This is a genomic window from Pseudomonas extremaustralis, from assembly GCF_900102035.1.
Lineage (GTDB): Bacteria > Pseudomonadota > Gammaproteobacteria > Pseudomonadales > Pseudomonadaceae > Aquipseudomonas > Aquipseudomonas extremaustralis.
Genome location: NZ_LT629689.1, coordinates 4985406 through 5007203 on the forward strand (window position 1 = coordinate 4985406; position 21798 = coordinate 5007203).

22 protein-coding genes are annotated in these 21798 nt (G+C 61.3%); 11 read left to right on the top strand and 11 right to left on the bottom strand.

The window, feature by feature from the left end; translation table 11 throughout:
• Positions 1-88: 88 nt before the first annotated feature.
• The 4 genes from bufA2 (at position 89) to cfaB (ending at position 3316) form a co-directional block, all read left to right on the top strand.
• On the top strand, positions 89-340 hold the full coding sequence (gene bufA2, locus BLR63_RS22865; protein ID WP_010565885.1) for a BufA2 family periplasmic bufferin-type metallophore: 252 nt from the start codon (positions 89-91) through the stop codon (positions 338-340).
• Positions 341-408: 68 nt separating this feature from the next.
• Positions 409-1254: an MNIO family bufferin maturase gene (bufB, locus tag BLR63_RS22870; protein WP_010565886.1), complete on the top strand. Its 846-nt coding sequence runs from the start codon at positions 409-411 to the stop codon at positions 1252-1254.
• Positions 1245-2033 (top strand): HvfC/BufC N-terminal domain-containing protein, encoded by a 789-nt coding sequence (locus BLR63_RS22875; RefSeq protein ID WP_010565887.1) that lies wholly within the window; start codon positions 1245-1247, stop codon positions 2031-2033. Before bufB ends, BLR63_RS22875 begins: the two co-directional genes overlap by 10 nt.
• A 98-nt stretch (positions 2034-2131) precedes the next feature.
• A complete protein-coding gene (cfaB, locus tag BLR63_RS22880; RefSeq protein ID WP_010565888.1) occupies positions 2132-3316 on the top strand; it encodes a C17 cyclopropane fatty acid synthase CfaB in 1185 nt (394 codons plus the stop codon).
• Positions 3317-3380: 64 nt separating this feature from the next.
• Here the strand turns inward: cfaB and cls are convergent, their stop codons facing one another.
• A complete protein-coding gene (gene cls / locus BLR63_RS22885; RefSeq protein ID WP_010565889.1) occupies positions 3381-4820 on the bottom strand; it encodes a cardiolipin synthase in 1440 nt (479 codons plus the stop codon).
• A 130-nt stretch (positions 4821-4950) separates the two neighbouring features.
• Between cls and BLR63_RS22890 the strand changes: the two genes are divergently transcribed.
• Positions 4951-5472, top strand: coding sequence for a DUF3617 domain-containing protein (locus BLR63_RS22890; RefSeq protein ID WP_010565890.1), 522 nt, complete (start codon positions 4951-4953; stop codon positions 5470-5472).
• A gap of 135 nt (positions 5473-5607) precedes the next feature.
• Here the strand turns inward: BLR63_RS22890 and BLR63_RS22895 are convergent, their stop codons facing one another.
• The 4 genes from BLR63_RS22895 to folE2 are packed head-to-tail and all read right to left on the bottom strand — an operon-like array spanning position 5608 to position 8919.
• Positions 5608-6486, bottom strand: a complete 879-nt coding sequence (locus BLR63_RS22895) for a metal ABC transporter substrate-binding protein (RefSeq protein WP_010565891.1) — start codon at positions 6484-6486, stop codon at positions 5608-5610.
• A gap of 11 nt (positions 6487-6497) precedes the next feature.
• Positions 6498-7364 (bottom strand): metal ABC transporter permease, encoded by an 867-nt coding sequence (locus tag BLR63_RS22900; RefSeq protein ID WP_010565892.1) that lies wholly within the window; start codon positions 7362-7364, stop codon positions 6498-6500.
• A complete protein-coding gene (locus tag BLR63_RS22905; protein WP_010565893.1) occupies positions 7364-8032 on the bottom strand; it encodes a metal ABC transporter ATP-binding protein in 669 nt (222 codons plus the stop codon). Before BLR63_RS22905 ends, BLR63_RS22900 begins: the two co-directional genes overlap by 1 nt.
• Positions 8029-8919 (bottom strand): GTP cyclohydrolase FolE2, encoded by an 891-nt coding sequence (gene folE2, locus BLR63_RS22910; RefSeq protein WP_010565894.1) that lies wholly within the window; start codon positions 8917-8919, stop codon positions 8029-8031. The genes BLR63_RS22905 and folE2 overlap by 4 nt, the downstream gene beginning before the upstream one ends.
• A gap of 128 nt (positions 8920-9047) precedes the next feature.
• Here folE2 and BLR63_RS22915 point away from each other — a divergent pair, with 128 nt between their 5' ends.
• Positions 9048-10250, top strand: coding sequence for an N-acetylmuramoyl-L-alanine amidase (locus BLR63_RS22915; RefSeq protein ID WP_010565895.1), 1203 nt, complete (start codon positions 9048-9050; stop codon positions 10248-10250).
• Here BLR63_RS22915 and BLR63_RS22920 read toward each other — a convergent pair.
• On the bottom strand, positions 10247-10615 hold the full coding sequence (locus BLR63_RS22920; protein WP_010565896.1) for a hypothetical protein: 369 nt from the start codon (positions 10613-10615) through the stop codon (positions 10247-10249). The genes BLR63_RS22915 and BLR63_RS22920 overlap by 4 nt on opposite strands.
• 140 nt (positions 10616-10755) lie before the next feature.
• Here BLR63_RS22920 and zigA point away from each other — a divergent pair, with 140 nt between their 5' ends.
• Genes zigA through BLR63_RS22935 form a run of 3 tightly spaced genes read left to right on the top strand, consistent with a single transcriptional unit; the run spans position 10756 to position 13615 of the window.
• Positions 10756-11964 carry a zinc metallochaperone GTPase ZigA gene (zigA, locus tag BLR63_RS22925; RefSeq protein ID WP_010565897.1) on the top strand — a complete coding sequence of 403 codons (1209 nt, stop codon included), beginning with the start codon at positions 10756-10758 and terminating at the stop codon, positions 11962-11964.
• Positions 11964-12608, top strand: coding sequence for a DUF1826 domain-containing protein (locus BLR63_RS22930; protein ID WP_010565898.1), 645 nt, complete (start codon positions 11964-11966; stop codon positions 12606-12608). The genes zigA and BLR63_RS22930 overlap by 1 nt, the downstream gene beginning before the upstream one ends.
• A 44-nt stretch (positions 12609-12652) precedes the next feature.
• Positions 12653-13615 carry a CobW family GTP-binding protein gene (locus BLR63_RS22935; protein ID WP_010565899.1) on the top strand — a complete coding sequence of 321 codons (963 nt, stop codon included), beginning with the start codon at positions 12653-12655 and terminating at the stop codon, positions 13613-13615.
• Here the strand turns inward: BLR63_RS22935 and BLR63_RS22940 are convergent.
• Positions 13609-14004 carry a DUF3301 domain-containing protein gene (locus BLR63_RS22940; protein ID WP_010565900.1) on the bottom strand — a complete coding sequence of 132 codons (396 nt, stop codon included), beginning with the start codon at positions 14002-14004 and terminating at the stop codon, positions 13609-13611. The two genes, BLR63_RS22935 and BLR63_RS22940, sit on opposite strands and share 7 nt — an antisense overlap.
• Positions 14005-14122: 118 nt before the next feature.
• Between BLR63_RS22940 and pdxY the strand changes: the two genes are divergently transcribed.
• Positions 14123-14995: a pyridoxal kinase PdxY gene (pdxY, locus tag BLR63_RS22945; RefSeq protein WP_010565901.1), complete on the top strand. Its 873-nt coding sequence runs from the start codon at positions 14123-14125 to the stop codon at positions 14993-14995.
• 39 nt (positions 14996-15034) lie between these two features.
• Here pdxY and BLR63_RS22950 read toward each other — a convergent pair whose 3' ends face one another.
• Positions 15035-15520 (bottom strand): acyl-CoA thioesterase, encoded by a 486-nt coding sequence (locus tag BLR63_RS22950; protein WP_010565902.1) that lies wholly within the window; start codon positions 15518-15520, stop codon positions 15035-15037.
• A 292-nt stretch (positions 15521-15812) separates the two neighbouring features.
• On the opposite strand from BLR63_RS22950, the gene BLR63_RS22955 reads away from it, so the two are divergent.
• On the top strand, positions 15813-17576 hold the full coding sequence (locus tag BLR63_RS22955) for a cation:proton antiporter (RefSeq protein ID WP_010565903.1): 1764 nt from the start codon (positions 15813-15815) through the stop codon (positions 17574-17576).
• A gap of 82 nt (positions 17577-17658) precedes the next feature.
• On the opposite strand, the gene BLR63_RS22960 is transcribed toward BLR63_RS22955, so the two are convergent.
• From BLR63_RS22960 to uvrD, 3 genes are all read right to left on the bottom strand, one after another.
• Positions 17659-18066 carry an SMI1/KNR4 family protein gene (locus tag BLR63_RS22960; protein ID WP_010565904.1) on the bottom strand — a complete coding sequence of 136 codons (408 nt, stop codon included), beginning with the start codon at positions 18064-18066 and terminating at the stop codon, positions 17659-17661.
• Positions 18067-18201: 135 nt separating this feature from the next.
• Positions 18202-19071: a Tim44 domain-containing protein gene (locus BLR63_RS22965; protein ID WP_010565905.1), complete on the bottom strand. Its 870-nt coding sequence runs from the start codon at positions 19069-19071 to the stop codon at positions 18202-18204.
• A 302-nt stretch (positions 19072-19373) separates the two neighbouring features.
• Positions 19374-21557 (bottom strand): DNA helicase II, encoded by a 2184-nt coding sequence (gene uvrD / locus BLR63_RS22970; protein ID WP_010565906.1) that lies wholly within the window; start codon positions 21555-21557, stop codon positions 19374-19376.
• Positions 21558-21798: the final 241 nt, after the last annotated feature.

Here is a 21798-nt window from a genome sequence, read left to right on the forward strand (position 1 = left end):
ACGCCGATGGGGGACCTCACTCTAGTGGGGTGTCGAGACTGAACAATCCGTTCAGCCCGACACCCTACTGATCGATGAGGATTACACAATGAACATCAAAAATGTCGTTTCCGGTGCTGCCCTGGCTATCGCTGCCGCCTCCATGTTTGCCGGTGTCGCGACTCAGGTCCAGGCCGCTGACGCTCCCGTTCATTGCTACGGCGTGACTTCCTGCAAAGGCATGAACGACTGCAAGACCGCTGAAAACAGCTGCAAAGGCCAGGCGGTCTGCAAGGGCCATGGCTTCAAGTCCATGACCAAGGCCGCTTGCGACGCAGCTGGCGGTAAAGTCGGCGAGTAACCGGCAACCTGCGTGAACCCGCAGCGGCTGCCTCCCACCGCTGCGGACACGCTGCCCAGGAGTGTCTTATGTCCGTCTCCCTTCCAAACCTTGGCTACGGCCTGGGTTTACGCAGTGAGTACTACCAGCAGATCCTTGAACAATCGCCGCCTGTGGATTGGTTCGAGGTGATTTCCGAGAATTATCTGGTGCAGGGTGGCAAGGCCCTGTACTTCCTGGACGCCATCGCCGAGCGCTATCCGCTGGTGATGCACGGGGTGTCCCTGTCCATCGGCGGGCCCCATGCGCTCGACACCGATTACCTCAAGCAAATCAAATCCCTGGCCGAGCGTATCCAGCCGGCGTGGATTTCCGATCACCTGTGCTGGAGCCGCGGCAACGCGCACCAGTTGCATGACCTGCTGCCCCTGCCTTACACCGAAGAAAGCCTCTACCACGTGGCCGCCCGCGTGCGTCAGGTGCAGGACGTGTTGCAGCGCCCGCTGGTGCTGGAAAACGTCTCCAGCTACGTGCGCGCCAAGGCCGATGAATTTACCGAGTGGGAATTCCTTAACGCCCTGACCCACCTGTCGGGCTGCCAATTGCTGCTGGACGTCAATAACGTCTATGTCAGCTCGCGCAACCATGGGTTCGACGCCTGGACCTTTATCCGCAACCTGCCGCCCGAGAGCATTCGTCAGTTGCACCTGGCCGGGCATATGGACTACGGCGACTATGTGGTCGACACCCACGACCACCCGGTGTGCGATCCGGTGTGGGCGCTGTATCAACAGACCCTGGAGCACTTCGGGCCGATCTCCACGCTGCTGGAGCGCGATGACCATTTCCCGCCGTTCGAAGAACTGCTCGCCGAGTTGAGCAAGGCGCGGGAACTGGGGGCTACGGCCCTGGCGCGGAGATCGCTATGCGCTTGATCGATTGGCAACTGGCGTTTGAACAACACCTGCTGTCTGAAACATCGACGGCCAACAGTCACTTTGCTGGCACCTTGCTCGGCGGGCCGACGCTGGATGTGGACACGGGCCTGGCGATTTATCACAACGCCTATCTGTCGCGGCTGCAGGAGGTGTTGCGCCATGACTTCGGTGCCATCCGGTATTGGCTGGGTGACGATGAGTTCGCGGCGCTGACCGAGGCCTATGTGCGCCGTTATCCGTCCGCTCACTTCAGCTTGCGCTGGCTGGGCGAGCGCTTCCCGGCATTTATTCTTGAACACCTTGTGGCCGAGCAGAGCGCGCCGCTGGCCGAATTGGCACGTCTGGAGTGGGCTTTTACCCTGGCGTTCGATGCGCCCCAGGGCCAACCGCTGACCCTGGACGACATGGCGCAGTTGTCACCCGACGAGTGGCCGGATTTGCAGGTGGACCTGGCGCCCTCGGTGCAGCAGATGCTGTGCCGCTTCAACACCGTGGCGCTTTGGCGCGCGAGCAAGGACGAGTCGGAGTTTCCCGCCAGCCAGGCCCTTGAATTGGCACAGATTTGCCTGGTCTGGCGTCATCAGAACCTGTGCCAGTATCGCAGCCTGGACCCTGCCCAAGCCTGTGCCTTGGCCGGAATGGTGACCACCGGTTGGAATTTTTCAGAACTGTGTGCCGAGTTGGCAGTCACTTATGCAGAGGGTGCGCCACTGCAAGCCGCCACGTGGCTGAAACAGTGGGTCCAGGATGGGCTGCTCGAGCGTCGAGGCCCATAGAAGCGCGCGATTAATTCGATAGCCTCCTACTTTGTCGTCGGATGGGCTACCCTCATTCCAGACGTCTGAAACAGTCTGAAACAAAGGGGGGATTACTCATGCTTGCGCAACTTCCACCGGCCTTACAGAAACTTCAGCTACCGCTGCGTCTTCGACTCTGGGACGGCCATGAATTCAACTTGGGACCCGAGCCCAGTGTGACCATCGTGGTGAAGGACCCCACGGTCGTGTCCAAGCTTTCCCATCCCACGCTCGATTCATTGGGCGAAGCCTTCGTCGAGGGCAAACTGGAACTGGAAGGCTCCATCACCGAAGTGATCCGGGTGTGTGACGAATTGAGTCACGCCCTGGTCGATGACGACGAGGGGAGTCGTCCGGTGCGCTCGATCCACGACAAGGCCACTGACGCAGCGGCGATTTCCTACCATTACGACCTGTCCAACGAGTTCTACCAGCTCTGGCTGGACCAGGACATGGCGTATTCCTGCGGTTATTTCGAAACCGGCAGCGAGTCCATCGACCAGGCTCAGCAAGACAAATTCCGCCATCTGTGCCGCAAGTTGCGCTTGCAGCCGGGGGAATACTTGCTCGACGTCGGCTGCGGTTGGGGCGGGCTGTCGCGTTATGCGGCGCGGGAGTTCGGGGTCAAGGTGTTCGGCATCACCTTGAGCAAGGAGCAGTTGGCTCTGGCGCGCGAGCGGGTGAAAGCCGAAGGCCTGGAGGATCAGGTCGACCTGCAGCTCCTCGATTACCGCGACCTGCCGCAAGATGGCCGCTTCGATAAAGTCGTGAGCGTGGGCATGTTTGAACACGTCGGCCACGCGAACCTGGCGCAGTACTGCAAGACCCTGTTTGGCGCGGTACGTGAAGGCGGGCTGGTGATGAACCATGGCATTACCGCCAAGCACACCGACGGTCGCCCTGTGGGCCGTGGCGCCGGGGACTTTATCGAGCGCTATGTCTTTCCCAACGGCGAACTGCCACACCTGGCTATGATGACCGCCGAGATCAGCGAAGCCGGGCTGGAAGTGGTTGATGTCGAAAGCCTGCGCCTGCACTACGCACGCACCCTGGACCACTGGAGCGAGCGCCTGGAAGACAACCTGGAGGCGGCGGCGAAGATGGTGCCGGAACAGGCGCTGCGCATCTGGCGGCTGTACCTGGCCGGTTGCGCCTATGCGTTTGCCCGGGGCTGGATCAACCTGCATCAGATTCTCGCGGTGAAACCCTACGCCGATGGCAGCCATGAACTGCCGTGGACGCGGGAAGATATCTACCGCTGAAATACGCAATGGCTGAATGTGGGAGGGGGTAAGCCCCTCCCACATTTTTTTTCCGCGCCGTGTCTCAGAGAATCGGTGAGATAAGCCGTGCGACCCGCATGCCCAGTTGTTGCAGGCGCCGAGTGTCGCGGCTCTCTTCCTGGCTGACTTCATGGGCCAGGGCGAAGTCGTCCAGCAGCATGTGTTCGACTTGCCGGGCGAAGGCCTCGTCGACAGTCAGCAACATCACTTCAAAATTCAGCCGGAACGAACGGTTGTCCATATTCGCACTGCCGATGGCGCTGATTTCGTTGTCCACCAGCACCACCTTCTGATGCAGAAAACCCGGCTTATAGCGGAACACCCGCACGCCGGCGCGTACTGCTTCGATCGCATACAGGCTGGAGGCGGCATACACGATGCGGTGGTCGGGCCGCGACGGCAGCAAGAGGCGCACGTCCACCCCGCGCAGCACCGCCAGGCGCAGCGCGGCAAACACGGCTTCGTCGGGGATGAAATACGGGCTGGTGATCCACACGCGTTCGGTCGCCGCGTGAATGGCCTCGACGAAAAACAGCGAGCAGGTTTCGTATGGATCGGCCGGGCCGCTGGCCAGCAACTGGCAGAGCACGCCGTCTTCGGGATAGGTGTCCGGCAGGATCAACGGCGGCAACTCGCGCGCGGCCCAGAACCAGTCCTCGGCAAACGATTCCTGCAGGCAGGCCACCACTGGACCTGTGACCTGCACATGGGTGTCGCGCCAGGGCGCCAGCGGCGGTTTTTTGCCCAAGTATTCATCCCCCACGTTATGCCCGCCGACAAACCCGGTGACGCCATCCACCACCACGATCTTGCGGTGGTTGCGAAAGTTCACCTGGAAGCGATTGAGCCAGCCGCTGCGGGTGGCGAATGCCTTGACCTGCACCCCGGCGTCACGCAGCGATTGCCCATAGCGCGAGGGCAGGGCATGGCTGCCGATACCGTCGTAGAGCACATAGACGGCTACGCCTTGGGCGACTTTTTCCTTCAGCAAGGCCTGCAACTGCCGACCGAGTTCATCGTCATGAATGATGAAGAACTGCAACAGCACGGCGGTTTTGGCGTGGCGGATCGCGTCGAAGATCGCACTGAAGGTGGCATCGCCGTTGATCAGCAAACGTACTTGATTGTTTGCCAGGCACGGCATGCGGCCCAGCTTGGGCATTGCTCGCAGAGAGGCATAGGCGCTGGAGTTGCGCGCGGCCAGGGCTTCCTCGACCCACGGGCGCCAGTTCAGCTCGTTGATGGCGGTGTGCATTTCCTGGTTGGCCTGGCGCCGCGCCTGGATGTACGCGTCGAACGTGCTGCGGCCGAAGATCAGGTAGGGAATCAGTGTCAGGTAGGGGATGAACATCAACGACAAGGCCCAGGCAATCGAGCCTTGGGCGGTCCTGACCGTCAACACCGCATGGATCGCGGCAAGCGTCCCGAGAAAATGCAGCGTGGCGATAAAGTAGGCGAGCAGGTGCGGGCCAAAAAAATCCATGGATGATGTCTCTCCAGGCAATCCAGTGCCTAACAGACCATGTTCGGTCAGGAATGTCGCTATTTTATTTGCCGTGCAACACTGGCGCTTTTGCGGCGTCTAACGCCCACAATTGTTCAGGAGTTACCCGATGAATGCTCGTCTGCTAGGTTTGGCCATGGTTGTTGGTTTGTCGCTGCCCGTGGCGGCGCAGGCGCAGATGCTGGCGCCGGGCTTGTGGGAATTGACCACCAGCAATATGAAAGTCGATAACCAGGACTTGCCCGATCTGTCGCTGATCCTCGGTCAGCTCAAGCAACAGATGACCCCCGAACAGCGCGCCATGCTGGAGAAACAAGGCGTCACCATGGCCGGCAAAGGCGTACAGGTGTGCCTGACGCCCGCCCAGGTCGCCTCTGACTCGATCCCCCTGACCGACCCGCAATCGGGCTGTAAGCAGGAAGTGACCGACAAGAGCGGCAACCAATGGAAATTCCGTTTCAGCTGCCCGAAAGCCCAGGGTATCGGGGTCGCCACCTTCAAGAGCCAAAAGGAATTCACCACCACCGTCAACGGCACCTTCAATGCTACCGGCATTCAGCAGAAGGGCAGCCTGGACAGCCATGCGCAATGGCTGGGCGACAATTGCGGTACGGTCAAACCGCGCGCTTAACGCTGGACGCGTAACGGCCAATCCCTCATGGAAACCGATGAACACGCGATCACCCACGGCGCAGGATGATCGCGGTTTTGTCGACGCAGGCCGATTCGGCGATCACTTTCAGATCGCCGAATCAGCTCTTGCGGATCATGGCTTGCCCAACGCCGCGCACAAGGTGTTGAGGTTGTATTCGAACAGCCCGGTGAAGGTGCTGGCCGGGCCTTCTGCGGCGAGGGCGTCGGAGTACAGCGTGCCGCCGATCTGCGCGCCGCTTTCGTCAGCGATCTGCTTGAGCAGGCGCGAGTCCTTGATGTTTTCCATGAACACGGCCTTGACCTTGTCCTTGCGGATCTGGGTGATCAGCGCGGCGACTTCGGCGGCGGACGGTTCACGTTCGGTGGACAAGCCTTGTGGCGCAAGGAACTCGATGCCATATGCCTGGCCCAGATAACCGAAGGCGTCGTGGGAGGTGACAATGCGACGGTTGCCCGGCGGCAGCGCGCCGAACTTGGCTTTGGCTTCGGCCAGCAGGCGGTAGATCTCTTTCAGGTACGCCTGGCTGTTGCGCAGGTAATCGGTCTTGTTGGCCGGGTCGGCGGCCACCAGCGCCTTGGTGATGTTGTTCACGTAGATTTCGGCGTTGGCCAGGTTATGCCAGGCGTGCGGGTCGGGGATGGTTTCGCCGTCCTCTTCCATGGTGTGGGAAATCACGCCTTTGCTGGCGGTGACCACGGTGGCCTTGGTTTCGGTGCTGGTCACCAGGCGGTCCAGCCACGGCTCGAAGCCCAGGCCGTTCTTGATGATCAGCTTGGCCTTGAGCAGCGCCTTGGCGTCGTCCGGGGTGGGCTCATAGGTATGGGCGTCGGCGTCGGGGCCGACCATGTTGCTGATCTGGATGTGATCGCCACCGATCTGGTGGGTGATGTCATCGAGAATGCTGAAGCTGGTGACCACTTGGAGTTTGTCGGCCGCCTGGGCCGTCGATAACGCCATGACGAAACTGAACAGCACGAGTAGAGCGCGCATCGGGAAACACCTCATTGGGATGACAGCGAAGGCGGGCGGCGCAGCAAGCCGTGCACCGGACCGAAGACCACGGACAGCAGGTACCCGCCGCCCGCCACCAGCACGATCGCCGGGCCGCTGGGCAGCGAGTAATAGAACGACAGCAACAAACCGAACCACACCGACAGGCATCCCAGCACCGCCGATATTGCGATCAACACCGGCAGGCGCCGGCTCCAGAAACGTGACGCGATGGCTGGCAGCATCATCAAGCCCACCACCATCAACGCGCCAATGGCTTGAAAACCGATCACTAGGTTCAGCACCACCAGGGTCAGGAACAGGCCGTGGGCCAGTGGGCCGAGGCGGCTGACGGTTTGCAGGAAGAGCGGGTCGAGGGTGTCCAGCAGCAAGGGTTTGTAGATCAACCCCATGGCGATCAGGCTGAAGCCGGAGACCCAGAGCATGCCGGTGAGGGTGGTTTCGTCGACGGCCAGGGCCGAGCCGAACAGCAGGTGCAGCAAATCCAGGCGCTTGCCGGCCAAGCCCAGGATCAGCACGCCGGCGGCGAGGGAGATGGGGTAGATGGCGGCGAGGCTGGCGTCTTCGCGCAGGCCGGTGCGGCGCGTGATCCATGCCGACAGCCCGGCCATGCTCAAGCCTGCGCCGAGGCCGCCGATGGTCAGCGCGGGCAGGCTCAGCCCGGCGAACCAGAAGCCCAGGGCCGCGCCGGGCAGGATGCCGTGGGCGACGGCGTCGCCGATCAGGCTCATGCGCCGCAGTATCAGAAATACCCCCAGCGGCGCGGTGCTGCAGGCGAGTACCAGGCCGCCGATCAGTGCGCGGCGCATGAACACGAAATCGAGAAACGGCATCCACAGGTGGGCAGTAAAGTGCATCAGGCCACCTGCATGTGCGGTTGCGGGCGGATCAGTTCTTTGCTCGGCCCGAACACGCAACCGGTGCTTTTGATCTGCACCACTTGCTGGGTGTGCTGGCGCACCGAGGCCAGGTCATGACAGACCACGACCACCGTGCGGCCCTCGTCATGCCAGGCGTGGATATGTTTCCAACACAGGGCCTGGCCGTCTTCGTCGAGGGCCGCGTGGGGTTCGTCGAGCAGCAGCACCGGCGCTTCGGCCAGGCTCATGCGGGCGAGCAGGGCGCGTTGCAATTCGCCGCCGGACAAGGCCATCAACGGGCGCTGCTCCAGGCCGTTGAGGCACCAGTCCTCCAAGACGGCGTGCAGGCGTTCGTTGCGTTGTTGTGGCGTGAGTCGTGTGCCCCAGAACCCGGCGGCGACCAGTTCTTGCAAGCTGATGGGGAACTGCCGGTCGAGGTGCTGTTGCTGGGGCAGGAACGACACGCCGCCACGGCGCGGAACGTCCATTGTCACCTTGCCCGATAACGGTTTTTGCAGGCCGGCGATGACTTTGAGCAGGCTGCTTTTGCCGCTGCCGTTGGCGCCGATGACGCCGGTGAGGCTGGCTTTTATCAGGGTCAAATCCAGCGCCGGGGTCAGCGGTTGGCCGGGGGCGCCCCAGCGCAACGCGGTGCAGGTAATCATACGGAGTGTCTCGTCCAGCGGCTTTCAGCCACGGCATCGTGCGCGTGCAGGCTTTCGGCGTGGATCACTTTGAGGTGGAAGGCTTTGACGGCATCCGAGCGTTTCAAGGCGAGGTTCAGGCGGCGGGCGGCGTCTTCGCAGAACATCAGGTTTTGCCCGTTGGCCAGGGCGAAGGCTTGTTCGTCCGCACGTTTCACCGCGGTTTGCACGGCGGTGCCGAGGGCGGCCTCGGCGTCGTTGATCAGCTCGACCAGGGCCAGGTGGTCGCCTTGCAGATGCACATGCAGTTGCGCGCTGCTGCGCTGGCTGTGGGGCGTGGCGACAATGCCATTGGCGCTGCCGAGCCAGGTCAATACGTCTTCATGGCGCAAGGGCGTGTTGCCGAAGTCCTGGAGAAATTGCTGCTGAATCAACTGCCTGGCGAGGGCCGCTGAGCACGGGCAGGTTGAGGAGTACGCCACGTCAATTTTTAGTTCCACGTGGAACATCTGGTTTTCCACACGCGCTTCGATGCTCACCGGATAGGCTTTCCAGCCAGTCAATGGGCTGACCAGCGCGGGTCGTTTCAGCAGCAAGTCGGTGTGAATACGTAGGTAGGCGTTCTTAGATAAATCTTCATGACTGTCGAGAAAACGCTGCAGTACATTGCGCAGAAGTGCAGGTGTAAGCGGCTGCTGTTCAAGCATCTCCAGCGCCAGGTACAGGCGTGACATGTGAATGCCACGGGCGCTGCCGTCGTCCAGGCTGACGCCGGCATCGGCAGTGGCGGTCAGGCGCTGGTCGTCGATGAGGATCGGCAGGGCGATACCGCACATACCTACCCAGTCGAGTGGCAAGGCTTGGCGTGAAGCCTGCGCGGCGATATCCGGCAGAGTCAGCGCATTCATGGGCAGGTCCATCGTTGGAAATAAAAAGACATGTTATATTATAACTATTGAGTCGACGATACTTTTTCTGTCTCAGTCTTTTTTCAGTCATGTCGAGTAGGGACGCTCCTCTATCTGCGGTATTTGTCATGCACAGACGTCAGCTCCTTAACCTGCTTCTGGTCAGCCCCCTGTTCACCTTGCCCTTTGCCGCGTCGGCCACGCAGATTCGTAATGCGCGCCTGTGGCGCTCGGATGACAAGTTGCGGCTGGTGTTCGACCTCAGCGGCCCGGTGCAATACAAGACCTTTTCCCTCAGCGCACCCGAACGCCTGATCATCGACCTCAGTGGCGCCGGGCTCAGTGGTGATTTTTCGCAATTGATGTTGAAGGGCAGCGGAATCACCTCGATCCGCTCCGGGCATTTCGGCAAGGGCGATACGCGCATCGTGCTGGACCTGGCCGCGCCGATGCAGCTCAACAGCTTCCTGTTGCCGCCCCAGGATGGGCAAGGGCACCGCCTGGTGCTCGATCTCACCAGCGCCACTCAGGCGCCGCGCTCGATAGCGGCGCAACCCAAGCCATCGGTGGACAGGGCGCACCCCAAGCGCGACATCATCGTGGTGGTCGACCCCGGCCACGGCGGCAAGGACCCAGGTGCTATCGGTTCCAAGGGCCAGCGCGAAAAAGACGTGGTGCTGTCCATCGCCCAATTGCTGGCCAAACGCTTGAAGCGCGAGAAAGGTTTCGATGTGAAGCTGGTGCGCAACGATGACTTCTTCGTGCCGCTGCGCAAGCGCGTGGAGATCGCCCACAAGCACAACGCCGACATGTTTATCTCGGTGCATGCGGATGCGGCGCCACGGATCACTGCGTCGGGGGCTTCGGTGTATGCCTTGTCCGAAGGTGGCGCCACTTCCGCCACGGCACGGTTCATGGCGCAACGGGAAAACGGCGCCGACCTGCTGGGTGCCACCAGCCTGCTGAACCTCAAGGACAAGGACCCGATGCTGGCCGGGGTGATTCTCGACATGTCGATGAACGCCACCATCGCCTCCAGCCTGCAATTGGGCAGCTCGATCCTGGGCAGCCTGGAAGGCATCACCTCGCTGCATCAGAAGCGCGTCGAACAGGCCGGGTTCGCGGTGCTCAAGTCACCGGATGTGCCGTCGATCCTGGTGGAAACCGGGTTTATCTCCAATGCGCGGGACAGTGCGCGGTTGGTCACCGCACGGCATCAGCAGGCGGTGGCGGATGGCTTGTTCGACGGCCTGCAGCGCTATTTCCAGAAGAACCCGCCGGTGAACAGCTACATGGCCTGGGTCCAAGAGCAGAAAAACGGCCAGGCCTAACAGCCGGTCACGCGGCTGCAAGTGAATTTGGCACTGGCGCCACCGGAGCTGGAGAACCGATTGATCGTGGTCCACCCCACGCGCTGTGTGTAGCCGACCCACGCCTCACCGTCCGACGCCAGCCCGGTGAAGAACGTCAGTTGCCCATAGCGGCTGTTGGTCTGCGCCCAATAGCGTCTGCCGATCGCCTCGAAACCACGCAAATACGTCGTGCTGCCAACTGTCGCCACGCTGTAGGCATTGCCCTGCGGGTCTACACAGGCCAGCAGGTTGGCGCTGCGCGTGCAGTTGGCCAGCATGCTCGGGGCCTGGGCGCAGGCCGGTCCTGCGGCCACCAATAACAAGGCGCACACCAGGTATTTCATAGGGTTTCTCGAGGTTGGGAGGAGGTTAAGCATTGCGCCCTTCATCGTGACGAGCAAGGAGGGATTGGCTTATTTGTGTTGTTATACTATAACATAAAACAAAGCCTGGCTTGACCGGGCAGCCTGATGAGAATGACCTGATGCCCAATCGCCTTCCCGTTACCGTGTTGTCCGGCTTTCTCGGCGCCGGTAAAAGCACGCTGCTCAACTATGTACTGCGCAACCGCGACAACCTGCGCGTCGCGGTCATCGTCAACGACATGAGCGAAATCAACATCGACGGCAGCGAGGTCCAGCGCGACGTCACCCTCAATCGCGCCGAAGAAAAACTGGTGGAGATGAGCAACGGCTGCATCTGCTGCACCTTGCGTGAAGACTTGCTCGAAGAAGTCGGAAAACTCGCCAAGGAAGGTCGGTTCGATTACCTGTTGATCGAATCCACCGGGATCTCCGAACCATTGCCCGTGGCCGAGACCTTCACCTTCCGCGACGAAAACGAGCAAAGCCTGGCCGATATCGCCCGCCTGGACACCATGGTCACCGTGGTCGACGGCGTGAACTTCCTGCTCGACTATCAGGCCGCAGAAAGCCTGGCTTCACGCGGCGAAACCCTCGGCGAAGAGGATGAGCGCTCCATCACGGACTTGCTGATCGAGCAGATCGAATTCGCCGATGTGATCCTGATCAGCAAGATTGACCTGATCAGCAGCCACGAACGTGAAGAACTGATGGCGATCCTTGAACGCCTGAATGCCCAGGCGCAAATCATCCCAATGGTCATGGGCGAAGTGCCGCTGGACAAGATCCTCAACACCGGGCGTTTCGACTTCGAACGCGCCGCCCAGGCCCCAGGCTGGTTGCAGGAACTGCGTGGCGAGCATGTACCGGAAACCGAAGAGTACGGCATCGCTTCCACCGCCTATCGGGCCCGCCGTCCGTTTCATCCGCAGCGCTTCTTCGACTTTATCGACCGCCCGTGGATCAACGGCAAACTGCTGCGCTCCAAGGGCTTTTTCTGGCTGGCCAGCAAGCACCGGGATGCGGGCAGTTGGTCCCAGGCCGGTGGGTTGATGCGCCATGGGTTTGCCGGGCGCTGGTGGCGCTTTGTGCCGAAAAACCAATGGCCCCAGGACGAAGAAAGCGTCGCCGCGATCATGGGCAACTGGCAACTGAGCACCGGCGACTGCCGCCAGGAACTGGTGTTTATCGGGCAAAACATCGACTTCGCGCAGATGCGTGCCGAGCTGGACGCCTGCCTGCTCACCGACGAAGAAATGGCCCTGGGCGTCGAAGGTTGGCGTTTACTGGCCGACCCGTTTGGCCCTTGGTATGAAGAGGCGGCCGCCTGATGCTGGCCCCAGCCACTCCCCTGCGCGCCGTGGTCCGCCAGACCCGCGGTGACACCCCGCTGGCGCTGTCCGACATCCTTGAAGACGGCGTCAACCTGGCGCTATGGCAGCGCCAATTGCCGTTGCACATCGCCGAATTCGGCGCCTTGCTGGTGGCGCTCGATGAGCCGTTGGCCGAATCCCTGGTGATCGAGCTGAACAGCGAAGACGCCGCGCCGAACTTGCAGGGATTGGCGCCCGGTTGTCGCGATCTTGAAGGCTATGAAGGCTTTATCGCCGATGTGTCGTGGCTGGTCAGCGCCTTTGCCTGCCTGCTCGGCGCCAAACGCATCGGCGTGCGCCTGCGGCTGTTGGACAAGGCCATGTGCCCGCGTTTTCACGTGGATCATGTGCCGGTGCGGCTGATCACCACCTATGCCGGCATCGGCAGCCAATGGTTGCGTGAAGGCGTGATGGACCGTCGCAGATTGAGCCAGCCGCAGGCCGAACCGACCGCGTGCATCGAACAGATTCACTCTGGCGAAGTCGCCCTGCTCAAAGGTACCAAATGGCACGGCAATGAAGACTACGGCCTGATCCACCGTTCGCCGGCCCTGAAGGCCGACGAACGACGCTTGATCCTGACGCTGGATTGGTTGGCATAACCGGGTAGGATCAAGCTCTCTACACGGTCCGAATGATGCCTCTCATGCTGCAGAATATTCCCACCCACGTGATTGCCGGGCCCTTGGGCGCTGGCAAGACCAGTCTGATCAAGCACCTGCTCGCCCAACGCCCGGCCAACGAGCGTTGGGCCGTATTGATCAATGAGTTCGGGCAGATAGGCCTGGATGCCGCACTGTTGACCCTGGATGACGACGGTATTGCCCTGGGTGAAGTCGCCGGAGGCTGTTTGTGCTGTGTGAATGGGGCGCCGTTCCAGGTAGGACTCGGGCGCTTGCTGCGTAAGGCCAAGCCTGATCGTCTGTTTATCGAGCCCTCCGGCCTGGGCCATCCGGCGCAACTGCTCAAGCAACTGCGGGAGGCGCCGTGGCAGAACGTGCTGGCGGTTCAGCCCTGCGTGCTGGTGTTGGATGCCCAGGCCCTGGCGGCGGGCAAAGCCTTGCCGCCTGCGCAGCAGGAGGCGCTGAGCGCCGCCGGGTTGCTGGTCTTGAACAAAGATGAGGCGCTGGACGAGCAGCAGCGCCAGGCAATCGAACGACAGTTACCCGATTGCCCGTTGTACTGGACGCATCAGGCGCACTTGCCTCTGCAACGGTTGCCCGGCTTGGACGCGCAAGCCGGAGCGGCTGTGGATAACTTCGAAGCGCCCAGAAGCCTGGCGCAAATGCCGGCGATCTGGAGCGATCCCATACAGCCGATCTGCTTGAGCCAGGCCCAGGAGGGAGGCTGGAGTATTGGCTGGCGCTGGCACCCAAGTCAGCAATTCGATCCCCGGCGCCTGTCTCAATGGCTGCAAAGCCTTGAGTGGCGACGCGCCAAGCTGGTTATCCACAGCGCCGGAGGCTGGGTCTCGTGCAACTCGGTGGATAACAGCGCGATCACCTGGCAACCCAGCGAATGGCGGCGCGATTCACGCATGGAATTGATCTTCAGCACGCCTCAGGACGTGGCCGCGTTGCAGCGTGCGCTGGCTGCCTGCCGTCAGTGACGGTTCTTGGTGGCGTGGTCCTGGCGCCATTGGCTGAGTTCGATCACTTCGGCGCTCGGTAGCGGCGTCTTGATTTCGAAGGGGTAGGGCGCCAGTTCGATCTGCGCGCTATGGGCGCCGAATTGAGTGATGGTCCCCGGATGGCGGGCCTCGCCGGTGACGGTGAATTCGAAATTGTACACACGCGCCAGGCGCCGCCGACCGCTGGCATCCTTCACAAAGCCGATGCGCTTGAGCGCTACCGCGCCGTCGAGCAGTTCGATATCGAGCTTGGCGCAATGTTGCTTGACCCGTTCCAGCGCACGCTCGCGCAGGCCGTGGTTGTGCCACACCCAGGCAGCGCCAGTCGCCAGCAGCATCAACACGAAGATATTTCCCAGGGTCAGCATGCGAAAAGACTCCAACAAAGTGAGAGCAGCTTAACTGTGTCGCCGGTCTGTCGTACAGGCTGTGTTTGGTCGCATACTGCGCGACCAGAATTTCAATGGTTTTACGGAAATTTCCTGCATGAAACGCACACCTCATCTGCTTGCGATCCAGTCTCATGTGGTCTTTGGCCACGCCGGAAACAGCGCCGCCGTGTTCCCCATGCAGCGGGTCGGGGTGAACGTCTGGCCGTTGAACACGGTGCAATTTTCCAACCATACCCAGTATGGCCACTGGGCGGGCGAAGTATTGGCGCCGCAGCAGATTCCGGCCTTGATCGAAGGCATTGCCGCGATCGGTGAATTGGGCAACTGCGACGCCATCCTGTCCGGCTACCTCGGCAGTGCGGACCAGGGGCGGGCGATCCTTACCGGCGTGGCGCGCATCAAAGCCATCAACCCCAAGGCCCTGTACCTGTGCGACCCGGTCATGGGCCACCCGGAAAAAGGCTGCATCGTGCCCCAGGAGGTCAGCGATTTCCTGCTGGATGAAGCCGCGGCCATGGCCGATTTCCTGTGTCCCAACCAACTGGAACTGGACAGCTTCGCCGGGCGCAAGCCGCAATCACTGTTCGATTGCCTGGCAATGGCCAAGGCGTTGCTGGTGCGCGGGCCGAAAGCGGTATTGGTCAAGCACTTGGATTATCCAGGCAAGCTGCCGGATGGTTTCGAGATGCTGCTGGTGACGAATGAAGGCAGCTGGCACCTGCGTCGCCCACTGTTGGCGTTCCCGCGTCAGCCGGTGGGCGTGGGCGACCTGACCTCGGGGCTGTTCCTGGCGCGGGTATTGTTGGGCGACAGCCTGCTGGCGGCCTTTGAATTCACCGCCGCAGCGGTCCACGAGGTGCTGCTGGAAACCCAGGCCTGCGCCAGTTACGAACTGGAACTGGTGCGTGCCCAGGATCGCATTGCCCATCCTCGCGTGCGGTTCGAAGCCACGCCGATCGGCCTGTAACCACACAAGGCCCAATGGAGCGGGTTTACAAATCCAGACTTATGGCGCGTCGTCCTTGATTTCCTGGTAGCGCTTCTCCAGCTCCTGGCGAATCTGCCGACGTTGCTTGGCCTGTACGAACCGGCGCTTGTCTTCACTGTTGTGTGGTTGCAACGGTGGGACAGCCGCCGGTTTGCGCTGATCGTCCACGGCCACCATGGTGAAGAAGCAGCTGTTGGTATGGCGCACCGAACGCTCGCGAATGTTTTCGGTGACCACCTTGATGCCCACTTCCATCGACGTGTGGCCGGTGTAGTTGACCGACGCGAGGAAGGTCACCAGCTCACCGACATGGATCGGCTCGCGAAAAATCACCTGGTCCACCGACAACGTCACCACATAGCGACCGGCATAACGGCTCGCACAGGCGTAAGCCACTTCGTCGAGGTACTTGAGCAGGGTGCCGCCATGGACATTGCCAGAGAAGTTGGCCATGTCGGGGGTCATCAATACGGTCATCGACAGCTGGGCATTTCCGGGTTCCATAACACACTCACGGTCTGTAGGCATTGGTTGGGGTGCACCTCTGCGGATGCTGGAATCTTTGCAGTGTCATCCCTAACGGGACGCCAGCGGGTGGCTTGCCGTCACGCGTGCAGCGATCTGTTTCCATATATTGCACCGGCTTTTCGTCAGAAGTCGCGGTGTTAACCTTCAAAAGCCCATCTCGAGGCATTTTCTTACGATCAAGGCAGACTTTTCCTTCCGCGCTTTGCGACCGTACAAAGGCGCGTGCAGAAGTGGGAAAAGCCCCAGTACCCTCAAGGAGCCCCTCGCCATGCACGCCATCAGCTTTATCCAGGATCTGGCCGTGATCATGCTGGTGGCCGGGGTTGTCACCATTCTGTTTCACCGCCTCAAGCAACCCGTGGTGCTGGGGTATATCGTCGCCGGCTTCATTATCGGCCCCCACACCCCGCCATTCGGCCTGATCCACGACGAAGGCACGATCAAGACCCTCGCCGAGCTGGGGGTGATCTTCCTGATGTTCTGCCTGGGCCTGGAATTCAGCCTGCGCAAACTGTTCAAGGTCGGCGCCACCGCGTTTATCGCGGCCTTCCTGGAAATCGTCCTGATGATCTGGATCGGCTACGAGATCGGCCGCTGGTTCGGCTGGAACACCATGGACTCGCTGTTCCTCGGCGCGATCCTGGCGATTTCCTCCACCACCATCATCGTCAAGGCCCTCAATGACTTGAAGATGAAAAACCAGCGCTTCGCCCAGCTGATTTTCGGCGTGCTGATCGTGGAAGACATCCTTGGTATCGGCATCATCGCCTTGCTGTCGAGCATCGCCGTCAGCGGTACGGTCAGCTCCGGCGAGGTGTTCTCCACGGTCGGCAAGCTCTCGCTGTTCATGATCGTCGCGCTGGTCATCGGCATTCTGCTGGTGCCGCGCCTGCTCGCCTACGTGGCCAGGTTCGAAAGCAACGAGATGTTGCTGATCACCGTGCTGGGCCTGTGTTTCGGCTTCTGCCTGCTGGTGGTAAAGCTGGAGTACAGCATGGTGCTGGGTGCGTTCCTGATCGGCGCGATCATGGCCGAATCCCGCCAGTTGATTAAGATCGAACGCCTGATCGAGCCGGTTCGCGACATGTTCAGCGCCATCTTCTTTGTCGCCATTGGTTTGATGATCGACCCGCAGATCCTGCTGCAATACGCCTGGCCGATTGCGGTGATTACCGTGGCGGTGGTGCTGGGCAAGATGCTGTCCTGCGGCATCGGTGCGTTTATCGCCGGCAATGATGGCCGGACCTCATTGCGGGTGGGCATGGGGCTGTCACAGATTGGCGAATTTTCCTTCATCATTGCCGCGCTGGGCATGACCTTGCAGGTGACCAGCGACTTTCTCTACCCGGTAGCGGTGGCCGTATCGGCGATTACCACGCTGCTCACGCCATACCTGATTCGCGGTGCCGATCCGCTGTCATTGAAGATTGCCGCCGTGATACCCAAGCGCATGAGCCGGGTATTCGGGATGTATGGCGAATGGCTACGCAGCATTCAACCTCAGGGCGAGGGGGCGATGCTGGCGTCGATGATCCGCAGGATCATCCTGCAAGTGGGGGTGAACCTGGCGCTGGTGGTGGCGATCTTCTTCGCCGGCGGCTATTTTGCGGCGCGTATCGGCGGGTATCTGGAGGGTTGGATTGGTGACCCGAGCTGGCAGAAGGCATTGATCTGGGGTGGGGCGTTGCTGTTGTCGCTGCCGTTTCTGATTGCGGCGTACCGCAAGCTCAAGGCGCTGTCGATGCTACTGGCAGAGATGAGCGTGAAGCCGGAAATGGCCGGGCGGCATACCCAGCGCGTGCGACGGGTGATCGCCGAGGTGATTCCGATCCTGTCGCTGCTGGTGATTTTCCTGCTATTGGCCGCGTTGTCGGCCAGTATTCTGCCGACCAACAAGTTGCTGATGCTGATCGCCGTGGTCGCTGCGGCGGTGGCGGCCGTGCTCTGGCGCTGGTTCATCCGCGTGCATACGCGGATGCAGGTCGCTTTGCTGGAGACACTGGATAACCACAAGGATACGCCGGAGCATTGATGGCATGCTGGCCTGGCGTATTCACTGGTGGGGCTGCTTCCCGGTCTAGCGGGAGCAAGCTTCCTCGCCACATAAACGGGGCTCAGCTTTCCAGCCAGACGTCCCGTGCCCAGTGCCACACCGATTCCCAGGTTTCTTCGGTGACGATTTCTTCTTCGCCGGACCACAACACCACGGTGCCGTCTTCTTCCACGCAGTAGTAGTCGTCGCCGTCCTGGCAGATCGGGATCATGCTGCGATCGACGCCGGCATCCCAAGCGTTGGCCGCTACGTCGGGCAGGTAGGTGTGAGACTGCGGGTCGGTGACGGTCACCGGCTCGAGGCTGCCGTACACCACATCGCTGACGTGCAGGAGAAATTCGCGGAAGACAAACGGGATGTCGATGAACAGTTGTTCTTCGATCTCCACCAGTTGGTCTTCGTCAGGCAGTTCCAGAGGAACCGGGACCGGTTCGTTGGCTTCACGCAATTGTTCGATGACTTCTTCCACGGCCTGGATCCTCTTGCTAGATGGCGCGGTTTATAGGGGCGTTTTATACAGTAGCTCGCTATAAGTGCAACCGTGAAATAGAAAACCCCGGACATGTCCGGGGTTTTTGTTACGGCTTGCTCATACGTGCAGGGATCAGCCGTTCTGGCGGATACCGGCGACCAGCCATGGCTGGTTGTCGCCCTGGGCACGTTCCATGTTCCAGCTTTCGCTGAACACTTCGCCCTGGTCGAAACGCGAGGTCTTCGACACACCGCTGAAGGTCAGGGTGGCGATGGTCTTGTCGGCGCGATCATCCACACCTTCCAGCTGAACACGCAGGTCGTCGATGTAGGTCGACTGGAAGCCGTCGCCCAGATCGGCGCGTTCGCGCTTGAGGAACTCCAGCAATTGCGGGGTCACGAATTCGGCGATCTTGTCCATTTCGTTGGCGTCCCAGTGTTGCTGCAGGGACTGGAAGTGGCTGCGGGCCGCTTCGACGAAACGCTCTTCGTTGAACCAGGCTGGTGCGTTGATCACCGGACGAGCGGCAGCCGGTGCGGCCGAACCACCGAAGATCGAACCCATGGCAGGCTTCTGCTCGAACACTTCACGCTGCATTGGCGCGCCGGCTGGAGCCATGTGCTCCTGCTGCTTGCGACGACGGGCGGCGATAAAGCGGAAGATCAGGAAGGCGATGACCGCCATGATCAGGATGTCGAAGATCTGCATGCCCTGGAAGCCGCCGCCCATGAACATGGAAGCGAGCAGGCCACCGGCTGCGATGCCGGCCAGAGGGCCCAGCCAGCGCGAAGCACCGCCGGCCTTGGCAGCAGCGCCAGCGGCACCGGCTGCGCCTGCAGTGGCGGCAGCACCGCCGACACCGGCGGATGGAGCCATTTGGCTGGTCTGGTGAGTCGGTGCCGAGCCCATGCTTTTGCCGCCACCGAAGCGCTTGGCGTTGGCGTCGAGGCTCATCGTCAGGCCGATGCACAACGCCATGGCGATGCTAAGAAAACGTTTCATAAAGGGAATTCCCATTTGTGGATTGCACGCGCGCCATGTTGCACAGGTGGAGTGACAGTGGCTAGCGGCATAATGTTTCGGGCTTTTGCGTAAGACAGAATCCGAAGGGTCTGTAGGACTAGTTACAGATATTGGCCCGCACGCGCCAAAAACAAGAGCAGACACGAAACCTTCATGCTCAACCGCCCTTGTAGGAGCGAGCTTGCTCGCGAAAAAAATCCAGACAACGCATTCATCCAGGATGCCTGCGTTATCGTTGGCGATCTTCGCGAGCAAGCTCGCTCCAGAGGTGTAGAGGCGTGTCAGACCGCTTCGAGCTTCGCGTAGCCCATCATCAGCCACTTGCTGCCTTCGGCGAAGTTCACCTGTACCCGCGCCTGGGCGCCCGAGCCTTCGAAGTTGAGGATCACGCCTTCGCCGAAGACCGCGTGCCTGACCTGCTGGCCAAGGCTGAATGGGGTTTCCGGAATCTCGGAGCCGGCAAACAGGCTGCTGGAGTTCTGCTGCTGGCCTCCGCCGAACGGACGGCTGACGCTGTTGGACAGGCGCACTTCCTGGATCAGCCCCTTCGGAACCTCACGTACGAAGCGCGACACCTTGTTGTAGGTCTCGCTGCCGTACAGGCGTCGGGTCTCGGCGTAGGTCATCACCAGGTTCTGCATCGCCCGGGTGATGCCCACGTAGGCCAGGCGGCGTTCTTCTTCAAGGCGACCGGGTTCTTCCAGGCTCATCTTGTGGGGGAACAGGCCTTCTTCCATGCCCACCAGGAACACATACGGAAACTCCAGGCCCTTGGCGCTGTGCAAGGTCATCAACTGGATGCTGTCTTCATGCTCGTCAGCCTGGGTATCGCCGGCTTCCAGCGAGGCGTGGCCGAGGAACGCCGCCAGCGGCGTCAGCTCTTCGTCTTCCTCGGTGTTCTCGAACGCACGGGCGGCGCTGACCAGTTCCTCAAGGTTTTCCACCCGAGCCTGGCCTTTCTCGCCTTTTTCCGCTTCGTGATAGGCAATCAGCCCGGACTGCTCGATCACGGTCTGGGTCATCAAATGCAGGGGCATGTCCGCGCACTTGGCCGCCAGGTTCTCGATCAGCTCGACAAACACACCCAACGCCCCGGCAGCACGGCCGGTCAGGCCTTTATTGGCGATCAGCAAGCGCATGGCTTCCCACATCGACACATCGGCATGGCGTGCATGATCGCGGATCGCTTCAACGGTTTTTTCGCCGATGCCGCGTGCCGGGATATTGATTACCCGTTCCAGCGCCGCATCGTTGCCACGGCCTTCCAGCAGGCGCAGGTAGGCCATGGCGTTCTTGATTTCGGCGCGCTCGAAGAAGCGCTGGCCGCCGTAAATGCGGTACGGGATGCGTTCGCGCAGCAGCGCTTCTTCCAGCACCCGCGATTGGGCGTTGGAACGGTACAGGATCGCGATATCGCTGCGCGCCAAGCCGGTTTTCAGCGCGCTTTCGATGGTTTCCACCACGTAGCGCGCTTCGTCGTGCTCGTTGAACGCCGCGTACAGGTTGATCGCTTCGCCTTCGCCGCCGTCGGTCCACAGCTCTTTGCCCAGGCGCCCGGTGTTATTGGCGATCAAGGCGTTGGCGGCCTTGAGGATACCGGCGGTGGAGCGGTAGTTCTGCTCCAGGCGGATGGTGACCGCGTCGGGGAAGTCTTCGGAATACTGGTAGATGTTCTCGATTTTCGCGCCGCGCCAGCCATAGATCGACTGGTCGTCGTCGCCCACCACCATCAGGCTGTCGCCGCCTTTGGCCAGCAGGCGCAACCAGGCGTATTGCACGGCGTTGGTGTCCTGGAACTCGTCCACCAGAATGTGCCGGAAGCGTTTCTGGTAATGGGCCAGCAAACCGGGGTTGTCGCGCCACAGGTCGAGGGCGCGCAGCAGCAGTTCGGAGAAGTCGATGACGCCGGCCCGGACACAGGCGGCCTCGTAGGCTTCATAAATGCTGCGCATGGTGGCCAGGAACAGGTCGCCGCTGGCCTGGATATGTTGCGGGCGCAGGCCTTCGTCTTTCTGGCCGTTGATGAACCATTGCGCCTGGCGCGCCGGCCAGCGCTGTTCGTCCAGGCCCAGCTCGCGGATCACGCGCTTGACCAAGCGTTGCTGGTCGTCGCTGTCGAGGATCTGGAAGGTCTGGGCAAGGCCCGCTTCCTGCCAGTGTGCCCGCAGCAGGCGGTGCGCCAGGCCGTGGAAGGTGCCTACCCACATGCCGGCCGGGCTGATGCCCATCAACTGCTCGATGCGGTGACGCATCTCGGCAGCGGCCTTGTTGGTGAAGGTCACCGACAGGATGGAATGCGGGGACGCGTTTTCGACCTGGATCAACCAGGCGATACGGTGCACCAGCACTCGGGTTTTACCGGAGCCAGCACCGGCCAGGACCAACTGACGGCCAACGGGGGCGGCTACGGCCTGGCGTTGGGCATCGTTGAGGGAGTTCAGCAGAAGGGAGAGGTCATCGCGCATCGGCGCATTCTATGGCCCCCGGGGGAGTGGGGCAAATCTCAATGCCGGGTGGTCGACGGAAAATCACCGGCGCGATCCGCAGCGTGCGATTTTTCTCTCAGGACTGATGACTGGTTGGTCATGGGCCACAGGCCGCGCAGCGTCTTGCTCAAGCTGTCTGGCCCCGAGGTTGGCGCGCTGCGACTCGGTTTTTTTATGACGTGGAGCAGTTTGGCGCGAGCGCTTGCTTGTGTATGCTCCG

Coding starts and splice junctions, on each gene's coding strand:
- BLR63_RS22900 (WP_010565892.1), bottom strand. CDS start 7,364: ATGCACTTTACTGCCCACCTGTGGATGCCGTTTCTCGATTTCGTGTTC.
- cls (WP_010565889.1), bottom strand. CDS start 4,820: ATGGATTTTTTTGGCCCGCACCTGCTCGCCTACTTTATCGCCACGCTG.
- BLR63_RS22915 (WP_010565895.1), top strand. CDS start 9,048: ATGCACAGACGTCAGCTCCTTAACCTGCTTCTGGTCAGCCCCCTGTTC.
- bufB (WP_010565886.1), top strand. CDS start 409: ATGTCCGTCTCCCTTCCAAACCTTGGCTACGGCCTGGGTTTACGCAGT.
- folE2 (WP_010565894.1), bottom strand. CDS start 8,919: ATGAATGCGCTGACTCTGCCGGATATCGCCGCGCAGGCTTCACGCCAA.
- BLR63_RS22920 (WP_010565896.1), bottom strand. CDS start 10,615: ATGAAATACCTGGTGTGCGCCTTGTTATTGGTGGCCGCAGGACCGGCC.
- BLR63_RS22950 (WP_010565902.1), bottom strand. CDS start 15,520: ATGGAACCCGGAAATGCCCAGCTGTCGATGACCGTATTGATGACCCCC.
- cfaB (WP_010565888.1), top strand. CDS start 2,132: ATGCTTGCGCAACTTCCACCGGCCTTACAGAAACTTCAGCTACCGCTG.
- BLR63_RS22895 (WP_010565891.1), bottom strand. CDS start 6,486: ATGCGCGCTCTACTCGTGCTGTTCAGTTTCGTCATGGCGTTATCGACG.
- uvrD (WP_010565906.1), bottom strand. CDS start 21,557: ATGCGCGATGACCTCTCCCTTCTGCTGAACTCCCTCAACGATGCCCAA.
- BLR63_RS22935 (WP_010565899.1), top strand. CDS start 12,653: ATGCTGCAGAATATTCCCACCCACGTGATTGCCGGGCCCTTGGGCGCT.
- BLR63_RS22940 (WP_010565900.1), bottom strand. CDS start 14,004: ATGCTGACCCTGGGAAATATCTTCGTGTTGATGCTGCTGGCGACTGGC.
- zigA (WP_010565897.1), top strand. CDS start 10,756: ATGCCCAATCGCCTTCCCGTTACCGTGTTGTCCGGCTTTCTCGGCGCC.
- BLR63_RS22875 (WP_010565887.1), top strand. CDS start 1,245: ATGCGCTTGATCGATTGGCAACTGGCGTTTGAACAACACCTGCTGTCT.
- BLR63_RS22890 (WP_010565890.1), top strand. CDS start 4,951: ATGAATGCTCGTCTGCTAGGTTTGGCCATGGTTGTTGGTTTGTCGCTG.
- bufA2 (WP_010565885.1), top strand. CDS start 89: ATGAACATCAAAAATGTCGTTTCCGGTGCTGCCCTGGCTATCGCTGCC.
- BLR63_RS22930 (WP_010565898.1), top strand. CDS start 11,964: ATGCTGGCCCCAGCCACTCCCCTGCGCGCCGTGGTCCGCCAGACCCGC.
- pdxY (WP_010565901.1), top strand. CDS start 14,123: ATGAAACGCACACCTCATCTGCTTGCGATCCAGTCTCATGTGGTCTTT.
- BLR63_RS22965 (WP_010565905.1), bottom strand. CDS start 19,071: ATGAAACGTTTTCTTAGCATCGCCATGGCGTTGTGCATCGGCCTGACG.
- BLR63_RS22905 (WP_010565893.1), bottom strand. CDS start 8,032: ATGATTACCTGCACCGCGTTGCGCTGGGGCGCCCCCGGCCAACCGCTG.
- BLR63_RS22955 (WP_010565903.1), top strand. CDS start 15,813: ATGCACGCCATCAGCTTTATCCAGGATCTGGCCGTGATCATGCTGGTG.